The organism is Mucilaginibacter endophyticus, assembly GCF_003351025.1.
GTDB classification, from domain to species: domain Bacteria; phylum Bacteroidota; class Bacteroidia; order Sphingobacteriales; family Sphingobacteriaceae; genus Mucilaginibacter; species Mucilaginibacter endophyticus.
Genome location: NZ_QPCG01000007.1, coordinates 181,091 through 199,226, shown reverse-complemented (window position 1 = coordinate 199,226; position 18,136 = coordinate 181,091). Strand labels below are relative to the sequence as shown.

At 43.6% G+C, this 18,136-nt stretch carries 11 protein-coding genes; 9 read left to right on the top strand and 2 right to left on the bottom strand.

The features are described 5' to 3' along the window. Positions 1-9: 9 nt before the first annotated feature. Positions 10-2,505: a nitrite reductase large subunit NirB gene (gene nirB, locus DUL71_RS25415; RefSeq protein ID WP_114940677.1), complete on the bottom strand. Its 2,496-nt coding sequence runs from the start codon at positions 2,503-2,505 to the stop codon at positions 10-12. Between the two features lie 289 nt (positions 2,506-2,794). Here nirB and cobA point away from each other — a divergent pair, with 289 nt between their 5' ends. Together cobA and DUL71_RS25405 are read left to right on the top strand one after the other, a co-directional pair. After that, entirely contained in the window at positions 2,795-3,523 is a 729-nt protein-coding gene (cobA, locus tag DUL71_RS25410) for a uroporphyrinogen-III C-methyltransferase (RefSeq protein ID WP_114940676.1), read from the top strand. A gap of 6 nt (positions 3,524-3,529) precedes the next feature. Next, a complete protein-coding gene (locus DUL71_RS25405; protein ID WP_114940675.1) occupies positions 3,530-3,895 on the top strand; it encodes a DUF7009 family protein in 366 nt (121 codons plus the stop codon). A 53-nt stretch (positions 3,896-3,948) separates the two neighbouring features. Here DUL71_RS25405 and DUL71_RS25400 read toward each other — a convergent pair whose 3' ends face one another. Next, entirely contained in the window at positions 3,949-6,441 is a 2,493-nt protein-coding gene (locus DUL71_RS25400; RefSeq protein ID WP_114940674.1) for a M1 family metallopeptidase, read from the bottom strand. 255 nt (positions 6,442-6,696) lie between these two features. Between DUL71_RS25400 and DUL71_RS25395 the strand changes: the two genes are divergently transcribed. From DUL71_RS25395 to DUL71_RS25365, 7 genes are all read left to right on the top strand, one after another. Further along, positions 6,697-7,077: a hypothetical protein gene (locus DUL71_RS25395; protein WP_114940673.1), complete on the top strand. Its 381-nt coding sequence runs from the start codon at positions 6,697-6,699 to the stop codon at positions 7,075-7,077. A gap of 185 nt (positions 7,078-7,262) precedes the next feature. Beyond that, complete coding sequence (locus tag DUL71_RS25390; RefSeq protein ID WP_114940672.1) at positions 7,263-8,732, top strand: TolC family protein; 1,470 nt, start codon at positions 7,263-7,265, stop codon at positions 8,730-8,732. Positions 8,733-8,749: 17 nt separating this feature from the next. Next, on the top strand, positions 8,750-9,934 hold the full coding sequence (locus tag DUL71_RS25385; RefSeq protein WP_161964506.1) for an efflux RND transporter periplasmic adaptor subunit: 1,185 nt from the start codon (positions 8,750-8,752) through the stop codon (positions 9,932-9,934). 45 nt (positions 9,935-9,979) lie between these two features. Next, the gene (locus tag DUL71_RS25380) at positions 9,980-13,234 is read left to right on the top strand and encodes an efflux RND transporter permease subunit (RefSeq protein ID WP_114940670.1); all 3,255 of its coding nucleotides are present in this window, start codon (positions 9,980-9,982) and stop codon (positions 13,232-13,234) included. Between the two features lie 2 nt (positions 13,235-13,236). After that, positions 13,237-16,521, top strand: a complete 3,285-nt coding sequence (locus tag DUL71_RS25375) for an efflux RND transporter permease subunit (protein ID WP_114940669.1) — start codon at positions 13,237-13,239, stop codon at positions 16,519-16,521. Positions 16,522-16,527: 6 nt separating this feature from the next. Beyond that, the gene (locus DUL71_RS25370; protein ID WP_114940668.1) at positions 16,528-16,986 is read left to right on the top strand and encodes a MarR family winged helix-turn-helix transcriptional regulator; all 459 of its coding nucleotides are present in this window, start codon (positions 16,528-16,530) and stop codon (positions 16,984-16,986) included. 643 nt (positions 16,987-17,629) lie between these two features. Beyond that, positions 17,630-18,136 (top strand): glycosyl-4,4'-diaponeurosporenoate acyltransferase CrtO family protein, encoded by a 507-nt coding sequence (locus DUL71_RS25365; RefSeq protein ID WP_114940667.1) that lies wholly within the window; start codon positions 17,630-17,632, stop codon positions 18,134-18,136.

The window sequence follows — 18,136 nt, the reverse complement described above, 5'->3', positions numbered from 1 at the left end:
ACTAAAAAACTACCACTCCTTAGCACGAACCTGCTCACGCATCGGTTCAAATTGCGCATGAGGATCTTTTTCGTCTGGAGCATTAATAAAATGAGCAAAACGTTTGCGCATAGCCGGATTATTAATAGCCTCCTTCCACTCGCAGTGATAAGTATTTACCAGGGCCTGCATTTCCTCCTCCAACTGCTCACCCAAACCCAGACTATCGTTTACTATTACATTTTTAAGATAACTCATACCTCCATCAAGCTTATTAAGCCAGGTTGCGGTACGGGTTAACTGATCGGCAGTTTTAATGTAAAACATCAAAAACCTATCGAGATATTTAACTACGGTTTCTTTGTCAATATCAGTAGCCAACAACTGAGCATGCTGCGGTTTAGATCCGCCATTACCGCATACGTATAAATTCCAACCTTTTTCAGTTGCAATAATTCCAAAATCCTTTGACTGCGCCTCGGCACATTCGCGCACACAACCACTTACACCACCTTTAATTTTATGCGGCGCCCGGATGCCTTTATACCTATCCTCTACCTCGATAGCAAAAGTCACGCTATCATGCAAGCCAAACCTGCACCAGGTACTGCCCACGCAACTCTTCACAGTACGGAGTGCCTTACCATAAGCATGACCGCTTTCAAAACCGGCGTCAATTAATTCTTCCCAAATTAAAGGCAGGTCACTCAGGTGCGCGCCAAACAGATCTATGCGCTGCCCACCGGTTATTTTAGTATACAAACCATATTTTTTGGCAACCTGACCTATAACAATCAGTTTGTCAGGCGTAATTTCCCCGCCGGGTATCCGCGGAACAACCGAATAAGTGCCCCCTTTTTGGATATTAGCCAAAAAGCGATCATTACTATCCTGTATTACTTCTTGTTTTACAATAACATCATTCCACAAGCTGGATAATATACTGGCCACAACAGGCTTACAAACCTCACAACCATCACCTTTGCCATAATGATCAAGCACCAGATCGTAGTTTTTAAGCCCATTTATTTTCACCAGATCAAAAAGCTCCTGGCGCGAGTAATCAAAATGCTCGCAGACAACATTTTTAACATATTGCCCGTTAGCCTTCATGGTACCGGCAATCAGATCCTTCACCAATGGCACACAACCACCGCAACCGGTACCAGCCTTGGTGCATTTTTTCATACCATCAATACCAGTTACACCACCATCACTTACAGCCGAGCAAATAGCGCCTTTAGTAACAGCCTCGCACGAGCAAATCAGCGCATCGTCCGGCAAACTCATAACGCCCGCTCCCGCATTAGCTTCACCACCTCTTGAGCCCAATATCAGATCTTCGGGATCAGGAGGCAATACAATTTTATTATTAACCGTTTGCAGCAGCATATTATAAGCATCCGCATCGCCAATTAAGATACCACCTAACAGATTCTTGCCATCGTTAGTGATATTAATACGTTTATAAATTCCCTTATGGGTATCCTCAAACAAAATAGTACGACAGTCGGGCTCGGTTATAAAGGCATCGCCAAAACTGGCCACATCAACACCAATCAATTTCAGCTTGGTGCTCATATCATAACCATAAAAACTTTTCTCGCCCTCAGTTAAATGAGCCGCTACGATATCAGCCATCTCATAGCCAGGCGCAACCAAACCATAGATCATCCCTTCATATAAAGCGCATTCACCTATAGCATAGATACACTCATCGCTGGTTTGCATTTTTTCGTTCACCACAATACCACCACGGGTACCGACATGGAGCCCCGCCAATTTGGCCAACTCGTCGCGCGGACGGATACCCGCCGAAATCACCAGCATATCCACCGCCAACTGACTGTCGTCATTAAATTTCAACGACTGGATTTTTTTTTCACCGGCAATAGCGGCAGTGCTTTTATTTAAATGAATATGCAAACCCAGCTGGCTCAATTTCATTTGCAGCATATTACTCCCTGCAGAGTCAATCTGCCTCGGCATCAATCGCGGCGCAAACTCAATAACGTGCGTTTCGGCGATACCAAGATCTATTAAAGCCTTAGCGGCTTCCAAGCCCAGCAAGCCGCCACCCATTACCGCACCTGATTTTGCGTTTACTGCATGAGCCTTTATAAGCTCCAGATCCTCAATGGTACGATAAACAAACACTCCCTCCTTTTCGATACCCGGAATATCAGGCACAAAGGCCGATGAACCGGTTGCCAAAATCAGATAATCATATTTAAGCGTAATACCCTTTAAAGAATGAATAGTTTTTTCGGAACGATTAATTTCCTGGATAGGATCATCCAAATGCAGCGCGATACCATTATCTGAATACCAGGACAAAGTGGAAAGCGACAGATCGTCCGCTGTTTTACCGTTAAAATACTCGCTGAGATGCACCCTGTCATAAGCGTGACGAGGCTCTTCACCAAAAACAATTATTTGGAACTGCGCTGATCGGGCCAAAAGTTTCTCACAAAACTTGTAACCTACCATGCCGTTACCAACTACTACGACCGTTGGTTTTGACATATTGAAATTTTTTAAATGTTAAAGCAATTTTCAAACTAAAAATGACCCAGCTGCGACCTTGACATCATTTATATCACAATTATAACCTAAAAAAACATTAAATGGAAATTTAATTTTACTTTTTTATCACATAAATCATAAATATTGACATTTAATTACATAAATTGCTGCTATAATTATAATTTAAATCATTTTTAGAGCATAATTTTTAAAAAGATTTTGCACTTTTATCAAAATCAGCAAAATAAAAAGACTCTAAAAGCTATTTTTTGATACAAAATTTAATAAAATGAAAAATAAAATACAAAATCCTGAACTTTTTGTGCTCGGAGCAGGTCCAGGCGACCCAGAATTAATGACAGTGAAGGGTTTTAAGGTTTTACAACAAGCAAATGTGATTTTATATGATAACCTGGCTAACAAGGAATTACTCGCGATAAGCCGCGACGATTGCGAAAAAGTATACGTTGGCAAACAACCTTATGGCGACTATACACCACAAGAAACCATTCATGAACTAATAAAGCACTATGCTTTTACTAAGGGCAATGTAGTAAGATTAAAAGGAGGCGACCCTTTTATATTCGGTCGCGGGTTTGAAGAGATCATTTATGCGCGGCAGCATGGCATTACTACACATTATATACCAGGCGTAACCAGCATGCAGGCTTCGGGATTACAAGACATTCCGCTCACGCACCGGCAGGTAAGCGAAAGCGTTTGGATGGTTACAGGCACCAAAAAAGATGGCAACCTATCTGCCGATCTTACCTGTGCCATGCACAGCAACGCCACAGTTGTTATATATATGGGGATGAAAAAACTGGCCGAAATAGCATCGGCCTATGTAAAGGCAGGCAAAGGCGATACACCGGCGGCTATTATACAACATGCCTCATTGCCACAACAAAAATCAGCAAAAGGCAAAGTAAGCGATCTTGAGGCTATCGCGGCAGATAATCAACTCACCTACCCTGCCATTATTATTATAGGAGATGTAGTAAACGTAAAAAATTAAACAATTATGAAGATCAGAATAAAAGGAAACTCGTTGCGTTACCGCCTCACCAAAACCGATGTTGAAAGATTTGACACCAATGGCTACCTGGAAGAAGTTACCCAATTTGGCGCCAGAACATTTAAATATGCGCTGCAACGTTCTTCAAATAACGCCTTAACTGCAGATTTTGACGATGATACCATAACCATGTACATGCCGGTTACCATGGCACTTGAATGGACAAGCACCGACCGGGTTGGTTACGAAAATAACACCAGCTCAATGTACCTGCTTATTGAAAAAGATTTTAAATGCCTGGACAATGTAGCTGAAGACCAAAGCGACAATTACCCGAATCCGTTGATCTTAAAAATGCAGCATGCGCATTAAAAAAGGGATTCCCTTTTGGAAATCCCTCTTTTAATATCAAATCAATTTGGGCATTATCCTTTTGCCTGATTGATTTCGCTGATAGCATTCTCGGCGGCACTTGCAGATGCAGTATCGTTAAGTTTTTTCCTTGCTTCTTCAATTTGTTGCAATGACGCAACAAGCTTTGGTGCAATACCATACTTTTTGAAACTTATAGCAATGCCCTTAATGGCATTGATGCCCTGCAAAACCGATTGCTTATCATCCAGCTTACCAATCATTTGCGGCAGCGGACCACGTGCAAGATCAAACTTTAGCTGTACCGATCCTTTTTCAAAAGCATTGATCACGTAAGCCCATTCTTTATCAGAACCATTGGCGGCATAAACGTTAACAATAGCCTGCCCTAATTTCCCTTTCCCATCAGCTTCCAGGCTTTTGGCGGTTTGGAAAGCATCATCTGATGATACGCTATTTAGAGCTGCAAGCGCAGCACCTTTAACCGTATAAGATGGACTTGAAAGCGACTTTTTATAGATATCAAGATAATCTTTTGATTTGGTCTTTTCCAAAACGCCAATTGCAGCCGCCCTTACAGGGTAATTAATATCATGCTGTGCTAAATCAGCAAGGATTGGCAAGGCTGTGTTTGCCACCTCGGTACTGTCCATCTTCAGCGCACGGATAGCTTTTATCCGGATGCCATAATATTTATCTTTTAAAGCGGCGATAATAATATCCTTACCTTCTGTGGATGTTTGACTGCCAATAGCCGCGCTCAATGCCTCTAACCTATCCAGATAAAGCGGCGCGTGGTGATATTGATAATCAAACTCAGTCAGGCTTTTATGATCGGTCTTTTTAGTAAGGAGCACTTTATCACCATCAACGTTAATTAAATCAGGTTTTACAGCGCTTTTAAATATTAACGTGTCGTTTTTTTGCGCGAGCCAAACCTGTTGCCTGGTTACTTTTCCGCCTGCGTATAAATCAACAGCTACAGGAACATGAAATATCTGTCCTTCCTGTTTTTGGCTGATGAATACTTTTTGCTGATGATCGGCCTCGTTCCATTGGTAAGTGATATCCAATACCGGGTGACCGGCGCCATAATACCATTGATTAAAGAACCAGTTCAGGTCTTTCCCGGATATTTCTTCCATTGCCTGGCGAAGATCATGCACTTCACCATTTTTAAAGCCACGGGTTTTCAGGTAAAGTCCCAAGCCTTTAAAAAAGGCATCATCTCCGAGGTAGTTACGCAGCATAATGAGCACCAAACCGCCTTTATCATAAATATTAGCCCCGTTAATACCTTCGTTATCGGTATATATAAATGGCGTTAACGGCTGCTTGTATGCGGTTGCGTTATTCAGATAGGCCTGCAGTTCATCATATCGTTTAGCATCGCCATCATCTTTACCATATTTCTTTTCGTTCCAGTATTTTTCGCCAAACACAGCGAACGATTCGTTAAGCGTTTCATTGCTCCAGCTTTCGCAGGTAACCAGATCGCCAAACCATTGGTGGAAAAGCTCGTGTGCAATTGTTGTTCCGCCCGAACCGTTAGGATCATCGATCAGGTCCCATGGTGATTTCTGAACATACTCACCATGTAAAGTAGCCGAGCTGTTTTCCATGGCTCCCAGCGGATAATCGCGAACAACAACCTGGCTATATTTTTCCCATGGAAAATCAACGCCCAAAGCTTTTGAATAGAATTCAATCATTTCAGGAGTTTGGCCAAACAGTTGTTTAGCATAAGGCGCATAATCAGGTTCCAGGTAATAAGAAACCTCTTTATTACGCCATTTATCCTTATAGATCTTAAAATCGCCTATCGCCATCATAAACAAATACGGGCAATGCGGTAAAGATTGTTTCCAGGTATCGGTACGTGTGCCATCAGCATTGTTTTTTTGACTGATTAGCAAACCGTTTGATAGCGTGGTATATTTTGCAGGTACCGTCATGCTCACCTGCTCGGTTGTTTTTTGATCGGGCTTATCAATGGTCGGGAACCAGCATGATGAACTTTCAGCCTCACCTTGTGTCCAGATCTGGGTTGGTTTTCCAGGCTCTTTACCTAATGGGTTTACAAAATACAAACCTTTTCCATCCAGTTTAAAACCGGGTTTATCATGCAATTCATTTGGCTTGGCGGTGTAATCAATAAACAAGGTATAATGTTCTTTTTCGGTGTAGGTCCTGTTTAGTTGAATAGCTAAGGAAAGACTATCCTCATAACGATAACGAAGCGGAACAACTTTGCCATTTTCAACAATACCAATGGTTTTGATATCCATCCCTTTAGCGTCAAGCCTTACGGAATCGGTAGGATAAAAATGTGGCTTCAGGGTAACCCACTCCTTTCCGTTTAAGTAAGATTTTTGATAATCGAATTTTACATCGAGGCGTGTATCAATCAGATCATTGATTTTAGGAGCAGCCGCGTGATAATAAGGTTGGTCGGGAGCATGATGATTAAGTTGTGCTTCTGCCGAAAAAGAAAGCCCGACAGATAACGCCAACCCTAAAAATGAAGATAAGTATATTTTTTTCATTTAATAAAACGTTTTACCAAACGCTAAGATACATATCCGGATGAATAATTTGCATACGATATAGAGATTTGGACCTTAAACAGTGAATTATTCAGATTGTAGGTAACTACAACGGTAGTATTTGTCATTTAACTGTGATTATTTGCTGCCAAACACCATAAAAACAATCGATTCTTTGGTTCAAAAAGCATGTATCCAAATCATTACAAAACATTTTAGCATGATGAACTATTTTTGCCTTAGTTAAACAACGCTGTGAAAAGGTATAATCAAACCATAAAGCAATATGTAGTACTGTCACTTTTAGTGATATACCAGTTTGTGGGTTGGGTTCACCTTGCTTACCTCCCGCGGCAAAATTACGCGAGCGGTGTTCACTCAGCGTCGACCATCGATTTTCTGCATAAAAACACCAACGCTAATTTGCCAAGGGTTCAGTTTCAAAGAAGTTTCCATTCTGTTGATGAAGGACGTAAAGACCTTAAAGCTCCATCGAAGTTGCTTGTACTGTTTTTCGCTTTCCTGCTCACCGGCAGTTTGATGTTTACTATAAACAGAAGACCGGATAGCGTTTTAGCTTCGGTGTATTCTCATACCCCATCTTCTTATCTCAACCTGCGTACGCTCAGGATCTGAGTTTTTCTTACATCTTTTTGAATTTGCTGACCAGGTGCTAACAGGCATCACGGTACAATAGCTGTTATGCTGATTTCATTGTCATTTGCAAGGCAATCAAATTCCGCATCATTCAAATTCCATCTTCATCTTAAAACTTAATCAGAGTGGTTTAAAAGCCATTCGTCCTAACAACCTGTTTTGCCATGACGCGCATACCAATAAATATTTATGGCTTAAAGCCGTTTTTATTTGCAGGCTTACTTTCTTTATCATTAGCCGCCTCGGCGCAAAACATAAAGAAGAAGCAAACTCCTGCCCCTGAAAACGTTCCGGATACCGCAACGGTAGGCTTTCCTGTTATCCCTAACGCTACCGACAATGGTAAAAACGGCGGCGAATACCTAACCCTGAAGCAATGCATTGATTATGCGCTGGTACATCAGCCTGCCTTAAACAAGGCATTAATTAATACGGATATTACCCGTACAACCAACTCCATTAACCTGGCTGCCTGGTTGCCACAGGTAAACGCCAACGGCAATCTGATCCATTATATCCAGCAATCAAATTCCAATATCTCTACCGGTGTGGGTACAAGCACGGGGAGCACAACAACCGGCAGTGGTACCGGTACTGTACGCAGCAGTTACTCTAATACTTTCATTCCGGAGCTGGCGGTGTCGCAGGCTATTTTAAGTCCGGGGTTATTATACGCCGCAAAAAGCGCTCCCCTATTGGTAAAACAGGCACAGCAAGTTACCGATAGCACCAAAATATTTTTAGTATCTGCTGTAAGTAAATCTTTTTACAATGTGTTGCTCACACTGCAACAAATTAACGTGCTGAAAGAAGATACCGCGAGGCTTGGCAAAAATTTACGTGATGCCTACCATCAATATAAAGGTGGCATTGTTGATGAAACTGATTACCTGCAGGCTACCATTACGCTTAACAACTCAGTTGCCCAGTTAAAACAGGCTAATGAAAATATCATTCCGCAGTATGCTGCGTTGAAGCAACTTATGGGTTACGAACCCGAGAAGAATTTCAACGTAAGCATTGATACCGTTCAAATGATGGCCGATATCCAGATTGACACTACCCGGCAACTGGAATACGAAAAGCGGATAGAATATAAGCAGATCCAAACCCGGAAAGATCTGCAATCGCAACTTACCAGTTATTACAAGTACGCTTATCTGCCTACTATTTCAGGCTTTTTTAACTACAGCCTGCAATATGCCAACAATAATTTTTCCAACCTTTTCTCAAGGTCGTACCCAAGTTCAATAGTGGGCGTGTCATTGAGCATACCCATATTTACCGGTTTTGCGCGACTGCACAATGTTCACAAATCGCAATTGCAGGAACAGATAGTGCATTGGGATGAGGTTGACCTTAAATCACAGTTGTATAAAGAATATACCTCTAGACTGGCCGGTTATAAAAGCAACCTGTTTGGCTTCAACGTTCAGCGAAAAAATGTGGCCATGGCACGACGTGTATACTTTGTGGTTAACCTGCAATATAAACAGGGCGTAGTAGCCTACCTCAACGTGATCACAGCCGAATCAAACCTGATCACTGCCGAAATCAATTACACTAACTCACTTTTCCAGCTGCTATCGAGCAAAATTGACCTGGAAAAAGCAATGGGAGATATCACTTATTAATGCCAAAAAACCAAACCATGAAGCGCGTATTTTTAAATGCCATTTTTATAAGTATTGTAGTTTTTGCAGCCTGCAAAAAGAAACAACCACCACAAAATACCGAGGTGCCGGTAAACCTGTACAAGGTAAAGGCCAAACCGGTATTATATTATGACCAATACCCCTCAACAACAGCGGCCTTAAGCCAGGTAACTTTATTACCCCAGGTGCAGGGTGCTGTAACCGGTATATTTTTCACAGAGGGCTCGCAGGTTAAAAAAGGACAAAAGCTGTACGAGATTGACAAACGAATTTACCAGGACAGTTATGATGCAGCCGTTGCCAACCGTAAAGTTACTGAGGGCACCCTATTACAGGCCCAGCAAGATGCCGACCGTTACGAGTACCTGAATAAATACAATGCGGTAGCCAAGCAATTGTATGACCATGCGGTAATCACGCTTGAAAATGCTAAAAGCCAGGTTCAATCGGCAAACCAGGCAGTGAAAACAGCCAGAACCAATTTGAATTACGCCGAAGTATACGCTCCATTCGATGGCACCATCGGTTTGAGCCAGGTTAAATTGGGTAATGTAGTAACTCCGGGAACTACTGTGCTGAACACCATATCAACCAATGACCCGATGGCCGTAGATTTTGTGGTCAACGAAAAGCAGCTGCCCAAATTTGAAAGATTGCAGCAAGCCAAACATGAGCCAACCGATTCGCTATTTACTATTTTATTGGCAGATAACTCGCTTTATCCCATAAACGGAAAGATCTCGGTAATTGACCGTGCTGTTAATTCGCAAACCGGTGCAATCACCGTAAGGTTGGTATTCCCGAACCCGAAAGGGATGTTAAGGGTTGGTATGAGCTGCGTTGTGCGTGTACATAACCAGGAGGCGGGTCCGCAGATTGTAGTACCGGGCAAAGCGGTTGTTGAGCAAATGGGCGAATACTTTGTGTACACAGCACAAGATAGCCTCATGAACAATCCTAAAGCAGGTGCCGATTCGGTCAAAAACAAAATAAAGAAACTGGTTGCACTACAGAAAAAGGTACAGGTTGGCGAAACCATTGGAGCTAACATGATCATCAAAAGTGGTATCAACAATGGCGACCGGGTAATTGTGGACGGGGTGCAGCTACTGCATGACGGTTCAAAAATAACCACTGCCAATAAAGTTGGGCCATCTGCCGGAGGCAAAGGCTCGCGTTAGTGTACAAACACTAAAACACAGATAATTTTTAGATGAAGACATCCTATGATCGCTAATACATTTATAAAAAGGCCTGTAACAGCCATAGTGATATCCATAGTGCTGATCATTACCGGTACCGTAAGCATCCTCATGCTACCGATAGACCAGTACCCCGATATTACGCCACCTGTTGTACAGGTTAACGGGCAATTTACCGGCGCCGACGCGCAAACGGTTGAACAAACTGTAGCCACGCCCATTGAAGAGCAGGTGAACGGAACGCCCGGCATGGAATACATGCAGAGCAACAATACCAACAATGGGCAAATGAGCATGAACGTAACCTTTAAAATGGGTACCGACATTGACGTTGCCGCTCTTGATGTTCAAAACAGGGTTAGTATTGCTACCCCGTTGCTACCTGCTGTGGTAAGCAGACTTGGCCTTACTGTACGCGCGGTAAACCCAAGTATGCTCATGATGGTGGCTATTTATGCCCCAAAAGGCACACATAACATTACATTTTTAGATAACTATACTAACATATTTATCCAGGACGCGCTTCTGCGTGTCCCGGGTGTGGGTAGCATCAACCGCTTTACTGATGATTTCAGTATGCGGATCTGGATGAACCCGGATAAAATGGCGGCCTACAGCCTAACCCCTCAGGACGTTATTACAGCCCTTAACGCCCAAAACGTGCAGGTAGCTGCTGGAACCGCAGGTGTACCGCCGCAGGCTTCCAGTCAAACCTATGAGCTGGGCATCCTGGTAAACGGCAGGTTAAGCAAAGTATCCGAATTTGAAAAGATCATTGTAAAAACCATACCCGCAACCGGCCAGCTGGTTTACCTTAAAGATGTGGCGCGGGTTGAATTGGGTAAATTTACCTTCTCCAGCAATTCGTTTGTAGACGGGCACAAAGCTTCCTACCTTCAAATTTACCAGGCCCCTGGTAGTAATGCGCTTGAAACAGCTAACGGAGTATACGCAGCCCTTGCTAAGTTAAAAACCAACTTCCCCTCGGATGTTGAGTACCGGGTACCGTTTGAATCGGTTACAGTGGTAAAAGTTTCGATGGAAGATGTGGTAGGCACCTTACTGAAAACATTAGGATTGGTGGCCGTGGTAGTATTCCTGTTCCTTCAAAACTGGAGATCGACATTGATCCCCGTTCTGGCCATCCCCGTTTCCATTTTCGGTACGTTTTGCTTTTTTATACCGCTGGGCTTTACCATCAATACGCTAACCATGTTTGGGTTTGTACTGGCTATTGGTATTGTGGTTGATGATGCCATTATTGTGGTTGAAGCGGTACAGCACTATATCGATCATGATGGTATGTCGGCAAAGGAAGCTACCTATCAGGCCATGAAAGATATTTCCGCTCCGGTAATTGCCATTGCGTTGATATTGGCGGCAGTGTTTGTACCGGTAGGCTTTATCCCTGGTATTGTAGGCCGATTATACCAGCAGTTTGCCATCACCATTGCTATATCGGTAATGATATCGGCCTTTATCGCCCTATCATTAACCCCGGCTTTGTGTACCCTACTGCTTAAACCAACCCATATTGATGGGGAAGCAAAAGGCATCAACAAATTTTTCTTCAAATTCAACAGCTGGTTTGAGCGGGTAACCGCCAGCTATACCGAGGGCGTACGAAAAAGTATCAAAGCCTCGCGTTTTGTTATCATCATATTGATCTGTATCTGCGTAGGTACTTACTTTTTATTCCAGGCCAAGCCATCAGGCTTTATCCCTTCTGAAGACGATGGCAATTTGTACGTGACTTATCAGTTGCCCCCTGCCTCATCTACAGCACGATCGGTCGAGGTAATGTCCAAATTGATGAAAGTTATTGGTTCAACACCGGGCGTGGCGCATTACGCGGCACTATCCGGATTGAACGTGGTAACCAATGCCAGCAACTCTAACAATGGTACCATTTATTGCCAGCTTGCCCCATGGGATGAACGCGGTAAAGAAACCGAACAGGTGCCTGGCATTATTGGCGAACTGCAAAGAAGAATTTCTGAGGCCGGGATAAAGGATGCAAATGTGGAGGTGATCCAACCATCGCCACTGCCGGGCATTGGTACAACGGTGGGTTTCAGTCTGCAGATAGAACAACGTAGCACTACCGATAATTTGCAGGCCTTTCAAAAAGTGGTCGACAATTTTGTGACCGAGGCTAACAAAAATCCGGTTATATCCAAGGCTTTCACTTTCTATACTTCGCACACACCTAACTATAGCTTAACGGTAGACAGGGAAAAATGCGAAAAGTTAGGTGTTAACGTAGCCGATGTATTCACCACCATCCAGGCATATATGGGTAGCCTCTACATCAACGATTTCACTACCTATAACCGCACTTTCCACGTAGTGGTACAGGCCGATACGGCGTTCCGCAAAGTGGTGGCCAATATGGATAAGTATTACGTGCGTAACCAGGGTGGCGAAATGGTACCATTAGGTACGCTCATGAGCTATAAACCGGTTGACGCGCCGCCGCTTATCTCCCACTTCAATATCTTCCGTACCGCGGAGGTTGATGGATCGGCGGCAGAAGGTCATAGTAGCGGCGAGGCTATCCAGGCCATGCAGGAACTGGCTAAACGCGTTTTACCTGAAGGTTATGATTATGAATTTTCGGGATTGAGTTACGAAGAGATCAAGGCGGGTTCAACTACCATTTACATCTTCCTGTTTTCTATCACCTTTGTGTTCCTGTTCCTGGCAGCGCTGTACGAAAGTTGGTCGGTACCCTTTTCAGTACTCTTAGCTGTGCCTATTGGCGCCATGGGGGCCATCCTTGCTTTGGTACTGGTACCCAGTTTAACCAATAACGTATACGCGCAAATAGGTTTGATAACACTCATAGGGCTTGCGGCAAAAAACGCCATCCTGATTGTGGAGTTTGCCAAGGTTAGGGTTGACATGGGCGAAGAGCTCATCAAATCAACACTGGAGGCGGTGAGCCTGCGTTTACGGCCTATCATCATGACTTCTCTGGCGTTTGTATTGGGCGTATTGCCACTTGTACTGGCAACCGGCGCGGGTGCTGTAGCCCGCCGCACAATTGGTTATACGGTTTTAGGCGGTATGATTGCGGCTTCAACACTGGCAATTTTTATAGTACCTGTATTGTTTGTGCTCATTACCCGCTTCTCTTATGGCAAAGAAAAACTGGAATACCTGCAGGCCCATAAAGAAGACCTGAAAGAAAAAGCTAAAAAAGTAGAGGCTCAGAGTATCGACCCCGAGTTGGAATATGAGATTGAAAAATCCCGTGCATTACATAAAGCTAATTAAGGATGATTTCAAATACATTTATAAAAAGGCCCGTAACCGCCATAGTGATATCGCTGGTGCTGATGATTGCCGGGGTGATATGCCTGTTTAACCTCGCGGTTGACCAGTACCCCAACATATCGCCGCCAAGCGTATCGGTTAACGGGTCGTACACCGGTGCCGATGCCCAAACGGTGGAGCAAAATATTGCCACCCCTATCGAGGAACAGGTAAACGGTACACCTGGCATGGAATACATGACCAGCACCAGCACCAATAGTGGCAGCATGGGCATCAGGGTGACTTTCAAAATAGGCACTAACGTACATATTGCGGCGCTTAACGTTCAAAACCGAGTGGGCATTGCCGCCCCCCTATTGCCATCGGTAGTAAGTAAATTGGGGTTAACGGTACGCGCCAGTAACCCCGATCAGTTAATGTTGGTGGCTATTTACTCGCCGAAACATAGCCATAATATTACCTTCCTGGACAACTACACGAGCACCTTTATACAGGATGCCATACTGCGTGTTCCTGGTGTTGGTGATGTAAGCGCGCGTACCGATAACTTCAGTATGAGGATCTGGATGAACCCGGATAAAATGGCATCCTACGGTTTAACCCCTGCCGAAATAACCGCCGCCCTGAATGCACAAAACGTATACGTCGCGGCCGGCTCGGTGGGTGCACCTCCGCAGGATGCTTCGCAAACCTTTGAAACCGGAATTTTGGTTAACGGCATGCTTAATAAGGTGAAAGACTATGAAAACATAGTAGTAAAAAGCATTCCGGGCACCAGTCAGTTGGTACACCTCAAAGATGTGGCAAGGGTTGAGCTGGGCAAGTTTACTTTTTCCAGCAATGCCTTTGTCGATGGTAACCGGGCTTCTACCATCCAGATCTATCAATCACCGGGAAGTAATGCCCTGCAAACTGCCGAGAACGTTTATGCCGCTTTAGCCAAATTAAAAAAATCATTCCCCAAAGATGTTGATTTTGTAGTGCCATTTGAATCGGTTACCATTATCAAGGTATCGATGGATGAAGTGGTAGGTACGCTCATCAAAGCACTTATTTTAGTGGCTATCGTAGTGTTCCTTTTCCTCCAAAACTGGCGGTCGACAATTATCCCCATTTTGGCCATCCCGGTATCTATTTTAGCAACCTTCATCTTCTTCATTCCTTTAGGCTTTACCATAAACACGCTAACCATGTTTGGTTTTGTACTGGCTATCGGTATTGTGGTAGACGATGCCATTATTGTGGTGGAAGCCGTGCAGCATTACATTGATGAAAAGCATATGTCGCCTAAGGAAGCTACCTATCATGCCATGAAGGAGATTTCGGCACCGGTAGTCGCCATCGCGTTGATTCTGGCATCGGTGTTTGTACCAGTTGGCTTTATTCCCGGTATTGTTGGGCGTTTATATCAGCAGTTTGCTATTACTATTGCCATATCAGTAATGCTTTCCGCATTTATTGCCCTATCCTTAACTCCTGCACTTTGTACGCTATTATTAAAACCCACCAAGCCTGTAACCGATAAATCAAACTGGCTCGACAGGTTTTTCAGGAGCTTTAACCAGACGTTTGAAAAGTTAACTTTCAAATACACCAACGGTGTACATCGCAGCATTAAGGGAGCAAGGTATATAGTTGTATTACTGGTTTGTATTTGTGCGGGCACTTACCTGTTGTTCAAAGTAAAACCATCAGGATTTGTACCTGCAGAGGATGGCGGACGACTTTATGTTACCTACCAATTGCCGGAGGCTTCATCAACCATCCAATCGGTTAATGTAATGAACAAGCTCATGAAAATTGTGGCTTCAACACCGGGTATTATGCATTACACCGCTATTTCAGGTTTCAACATCCTTAATGGCGGCGCAAACTCCAACAATGGTTCCATGTTTTGTATGCTCACCCCCTGGGATGACCGTACTACGCCGGATACCCGTGTACCTGGACTGATGGATGTCATTAAAAAGAAGATAGCCAAAGCCGGGATCAAAAACGCGAACGTAGTTGTTGCGCAGCCGCCACCCATCAGGGGTATTGGCCAGGCGGCCGGTTTTAGTATGCAGATTGAGCAGGGTAACTCCACCGATGATATTTACACCTTTGAAAAAGTGGTTAAAAAGTTTGTGGCCGCGGCGAAAGCTACCCCGGCAACGGCAGGTGCCTACAGCTATTTCTCGGCACATACGCCAAGTTATCAGTTAAATGTGGATAGGGAGAAATGCGAAAAGCTGGGCATCAATATCTCGGATGTTTTCTCGACCATGCAGGCTTACATGGGTAGTCTGTTTGTCAACAACTTCACCTTGTATAACCGTACCTATCACGTAGTTGTGCAGGCAGATACCGCTTACCGTGCGCTGATATCCAACATGAATAAATATTATGTGCGAAATTCTGCGGGTCAAATGCTTCCGTTGAGTGCCGTGATTAGCTATAAGCCCATTGTAGCTGCTCCGCTGATCAGCCACTTTAATATCTTCCGCTCGGCCGAGGTTGATGGTTCTATTCCGCCGGGCTATAGCAGCGGACAGGCTATTGAAGCTTTAAAAGAGTTGGCCGCCAAAACGTTGCCACGCGGTTATACCTATGAGTTTTCGGGATTGAGTTATGAGGAACTGAAAGCCGGATCAACCACAGTTTATATCTTCCTTTTCTCCATCATATTCGTATTCCTGTTTTTGGCAGCGTTGTACGAAAGCTGGTCGGTACCTTTTTCGGTGATGCTGGCCGTACCTATCAGTGCCTTTGGGGCTATTCTGGCACTTACCATTGTGCCGACTATCACCAATAATGTATACGCGCAGATAGGCTTAATTACGCTAATAGGTCTATCAGCCAAAAATGCCATCCTCATAGTGGAATTTGCCAAGATCAGGGTTGACCGTGGCGAAGAGCTTATCAAATCAACGCTCGAAGCTGTAAGGCTCAGGTTGCGGCCCATTATCATGACCTCGCTGGCATTTATTCTTGGCGTACTGCCGTTAGTTCTGGCAACAGGTGCCGGTGCCGAATCGCGCAATACCATCGGCGTAACCGTTTTGGGGGGGATGATAGCGTCGTCCACTATTTCGATATTCATCGTTCCGGTGCTTTTTGTACTGTTCACGCGATTATCCTACGGGAAAAAACAGCTTGAGTATTTACAGGCCCACCATGAAGAATTGATGGAAAAAGCCAGGAAGGTAGAAGCGCAGAATATCGACCCCGAGCTGGAATATGATATCGCTGAAGCTCATGCCGCACATAATGAATACAAGGCATCGATTAAAGAAAACAATCAATAGCAAATCATGAAGAACACAGAACTGCTATCGCAAAATTTAAGGCTGATCAATCACCTGTATACCAGAAACCTCTCCCGTGAACTGTCATCAATCGATGCAAATCATCATTTTGAGGTATTACTCATGTTGGCCAAACAACAAAAACCGATCACCCAAAATCAATTAGCTGAGTTATTGCATATTGATAAATCGCGGGTTGCCCACATCATTTTTTCGATGGAGGAAAGCAAGATAGTTTTGGTGAAAACCAATCCGGCCGACAGGCGGCAACATCTTATTTCGCTATCGCCAAACGCGTTAAAGATTATTCCTTACATCGAACAAAAAGTTATGGAGATCAATGAGCTTGCAAACACCGGCATCAGTGAAGAAAAGCTGATAGTTTTTACAGAAGTAGCTGAAGCGATGATGCAAAACCTGACTAAAAAGAAAATCGGGAAAGATCGTCCGGAAAGCGGTCGATAGCTTTTTCATTCGATAGCATAAAACAATAACAAAGCCGTTCCATGAAGAGAAGCGGCTTTGTTGTTATCATTAAACTCGATTTTTAAAATTACATTTCATCCAAAGGAATACACCGTTTATCCAAAGAAATGAACCGTTAGGTGCTATCTATTTATAGCAAGCATTTAAAATGCTTTTTTGCGCAGCAGGTGCTACCCTTACGAAAAAGCCTAGTTTGAGAGGGTAGCCTCTACGAGGCAAAGGATTCTAATTTTCTTTTTCTACAAACAGGTATCCCCTACGGGGAATTAAAGCCAAAAGGGTAGTATTTTTGTCCAAAGAAATGCACCGTTAGGTGCTACCTATTTGTAGCAAAACATTTTTATTATCTTTTGCGCCGTAGGTGCTACCCTGATGGAAAGGCTTAGTTTGACAGGGCAGCCTCTACGAGACAAAGGGTTATTATTTTCGTATTCTACAAACAGGTATCCCATACGGGGAATTAAGGTCAAAGGGTATATACTTATCGTCACTTTCAAGAAAGGCAAACTCTTGCATTTCTTTTATTTCCGTAATAACGTTTGCCTCAATTCATCAGGTGCACCTTTAATTTTACATTAAAGCTTCAAACTCCGATATTAGTTAGATACACGCTTGCGATCCCATGAACCAACTCATCAATTTCTTCTGGACAATCCTCGGCTTTGCAGCGGTGGTGAATTATTGGGTTTCTGCAGGTTTATATACCTGGTTTTACCTGGCTTTAATAATCAGTATTACCCCGGTCTTTCTACCTCAAAAAGTAGCTAATCATTTACAGTTAAGCAGCAACACTAAATTTTACGAGCGCTTCGGTATCAGGTTTATCCGCAAGTTTGTTCAGCATGGCGATTTTGCGAACCGCCTGGCACGAACAAGCGATCCGCGATACCGTGTTATTCGTCAAAGCGCCACGCCTGCAAGTTATCTTAAAACCGTGATGATGTATGAGCGCTATCACCTTATATGTTTTATTTTCTTTCTGCTTACCAGTGTCATAACCCTGATAAAGGGCAACTACTTTCAATTTTTGCTCATCACCATAAGCAACATCTTTTATAACTTCTACCCTGTTTTACTGCAACAATATAACCGGGTGAGGATATTAAGGATTAACAGACTCATAAAATGA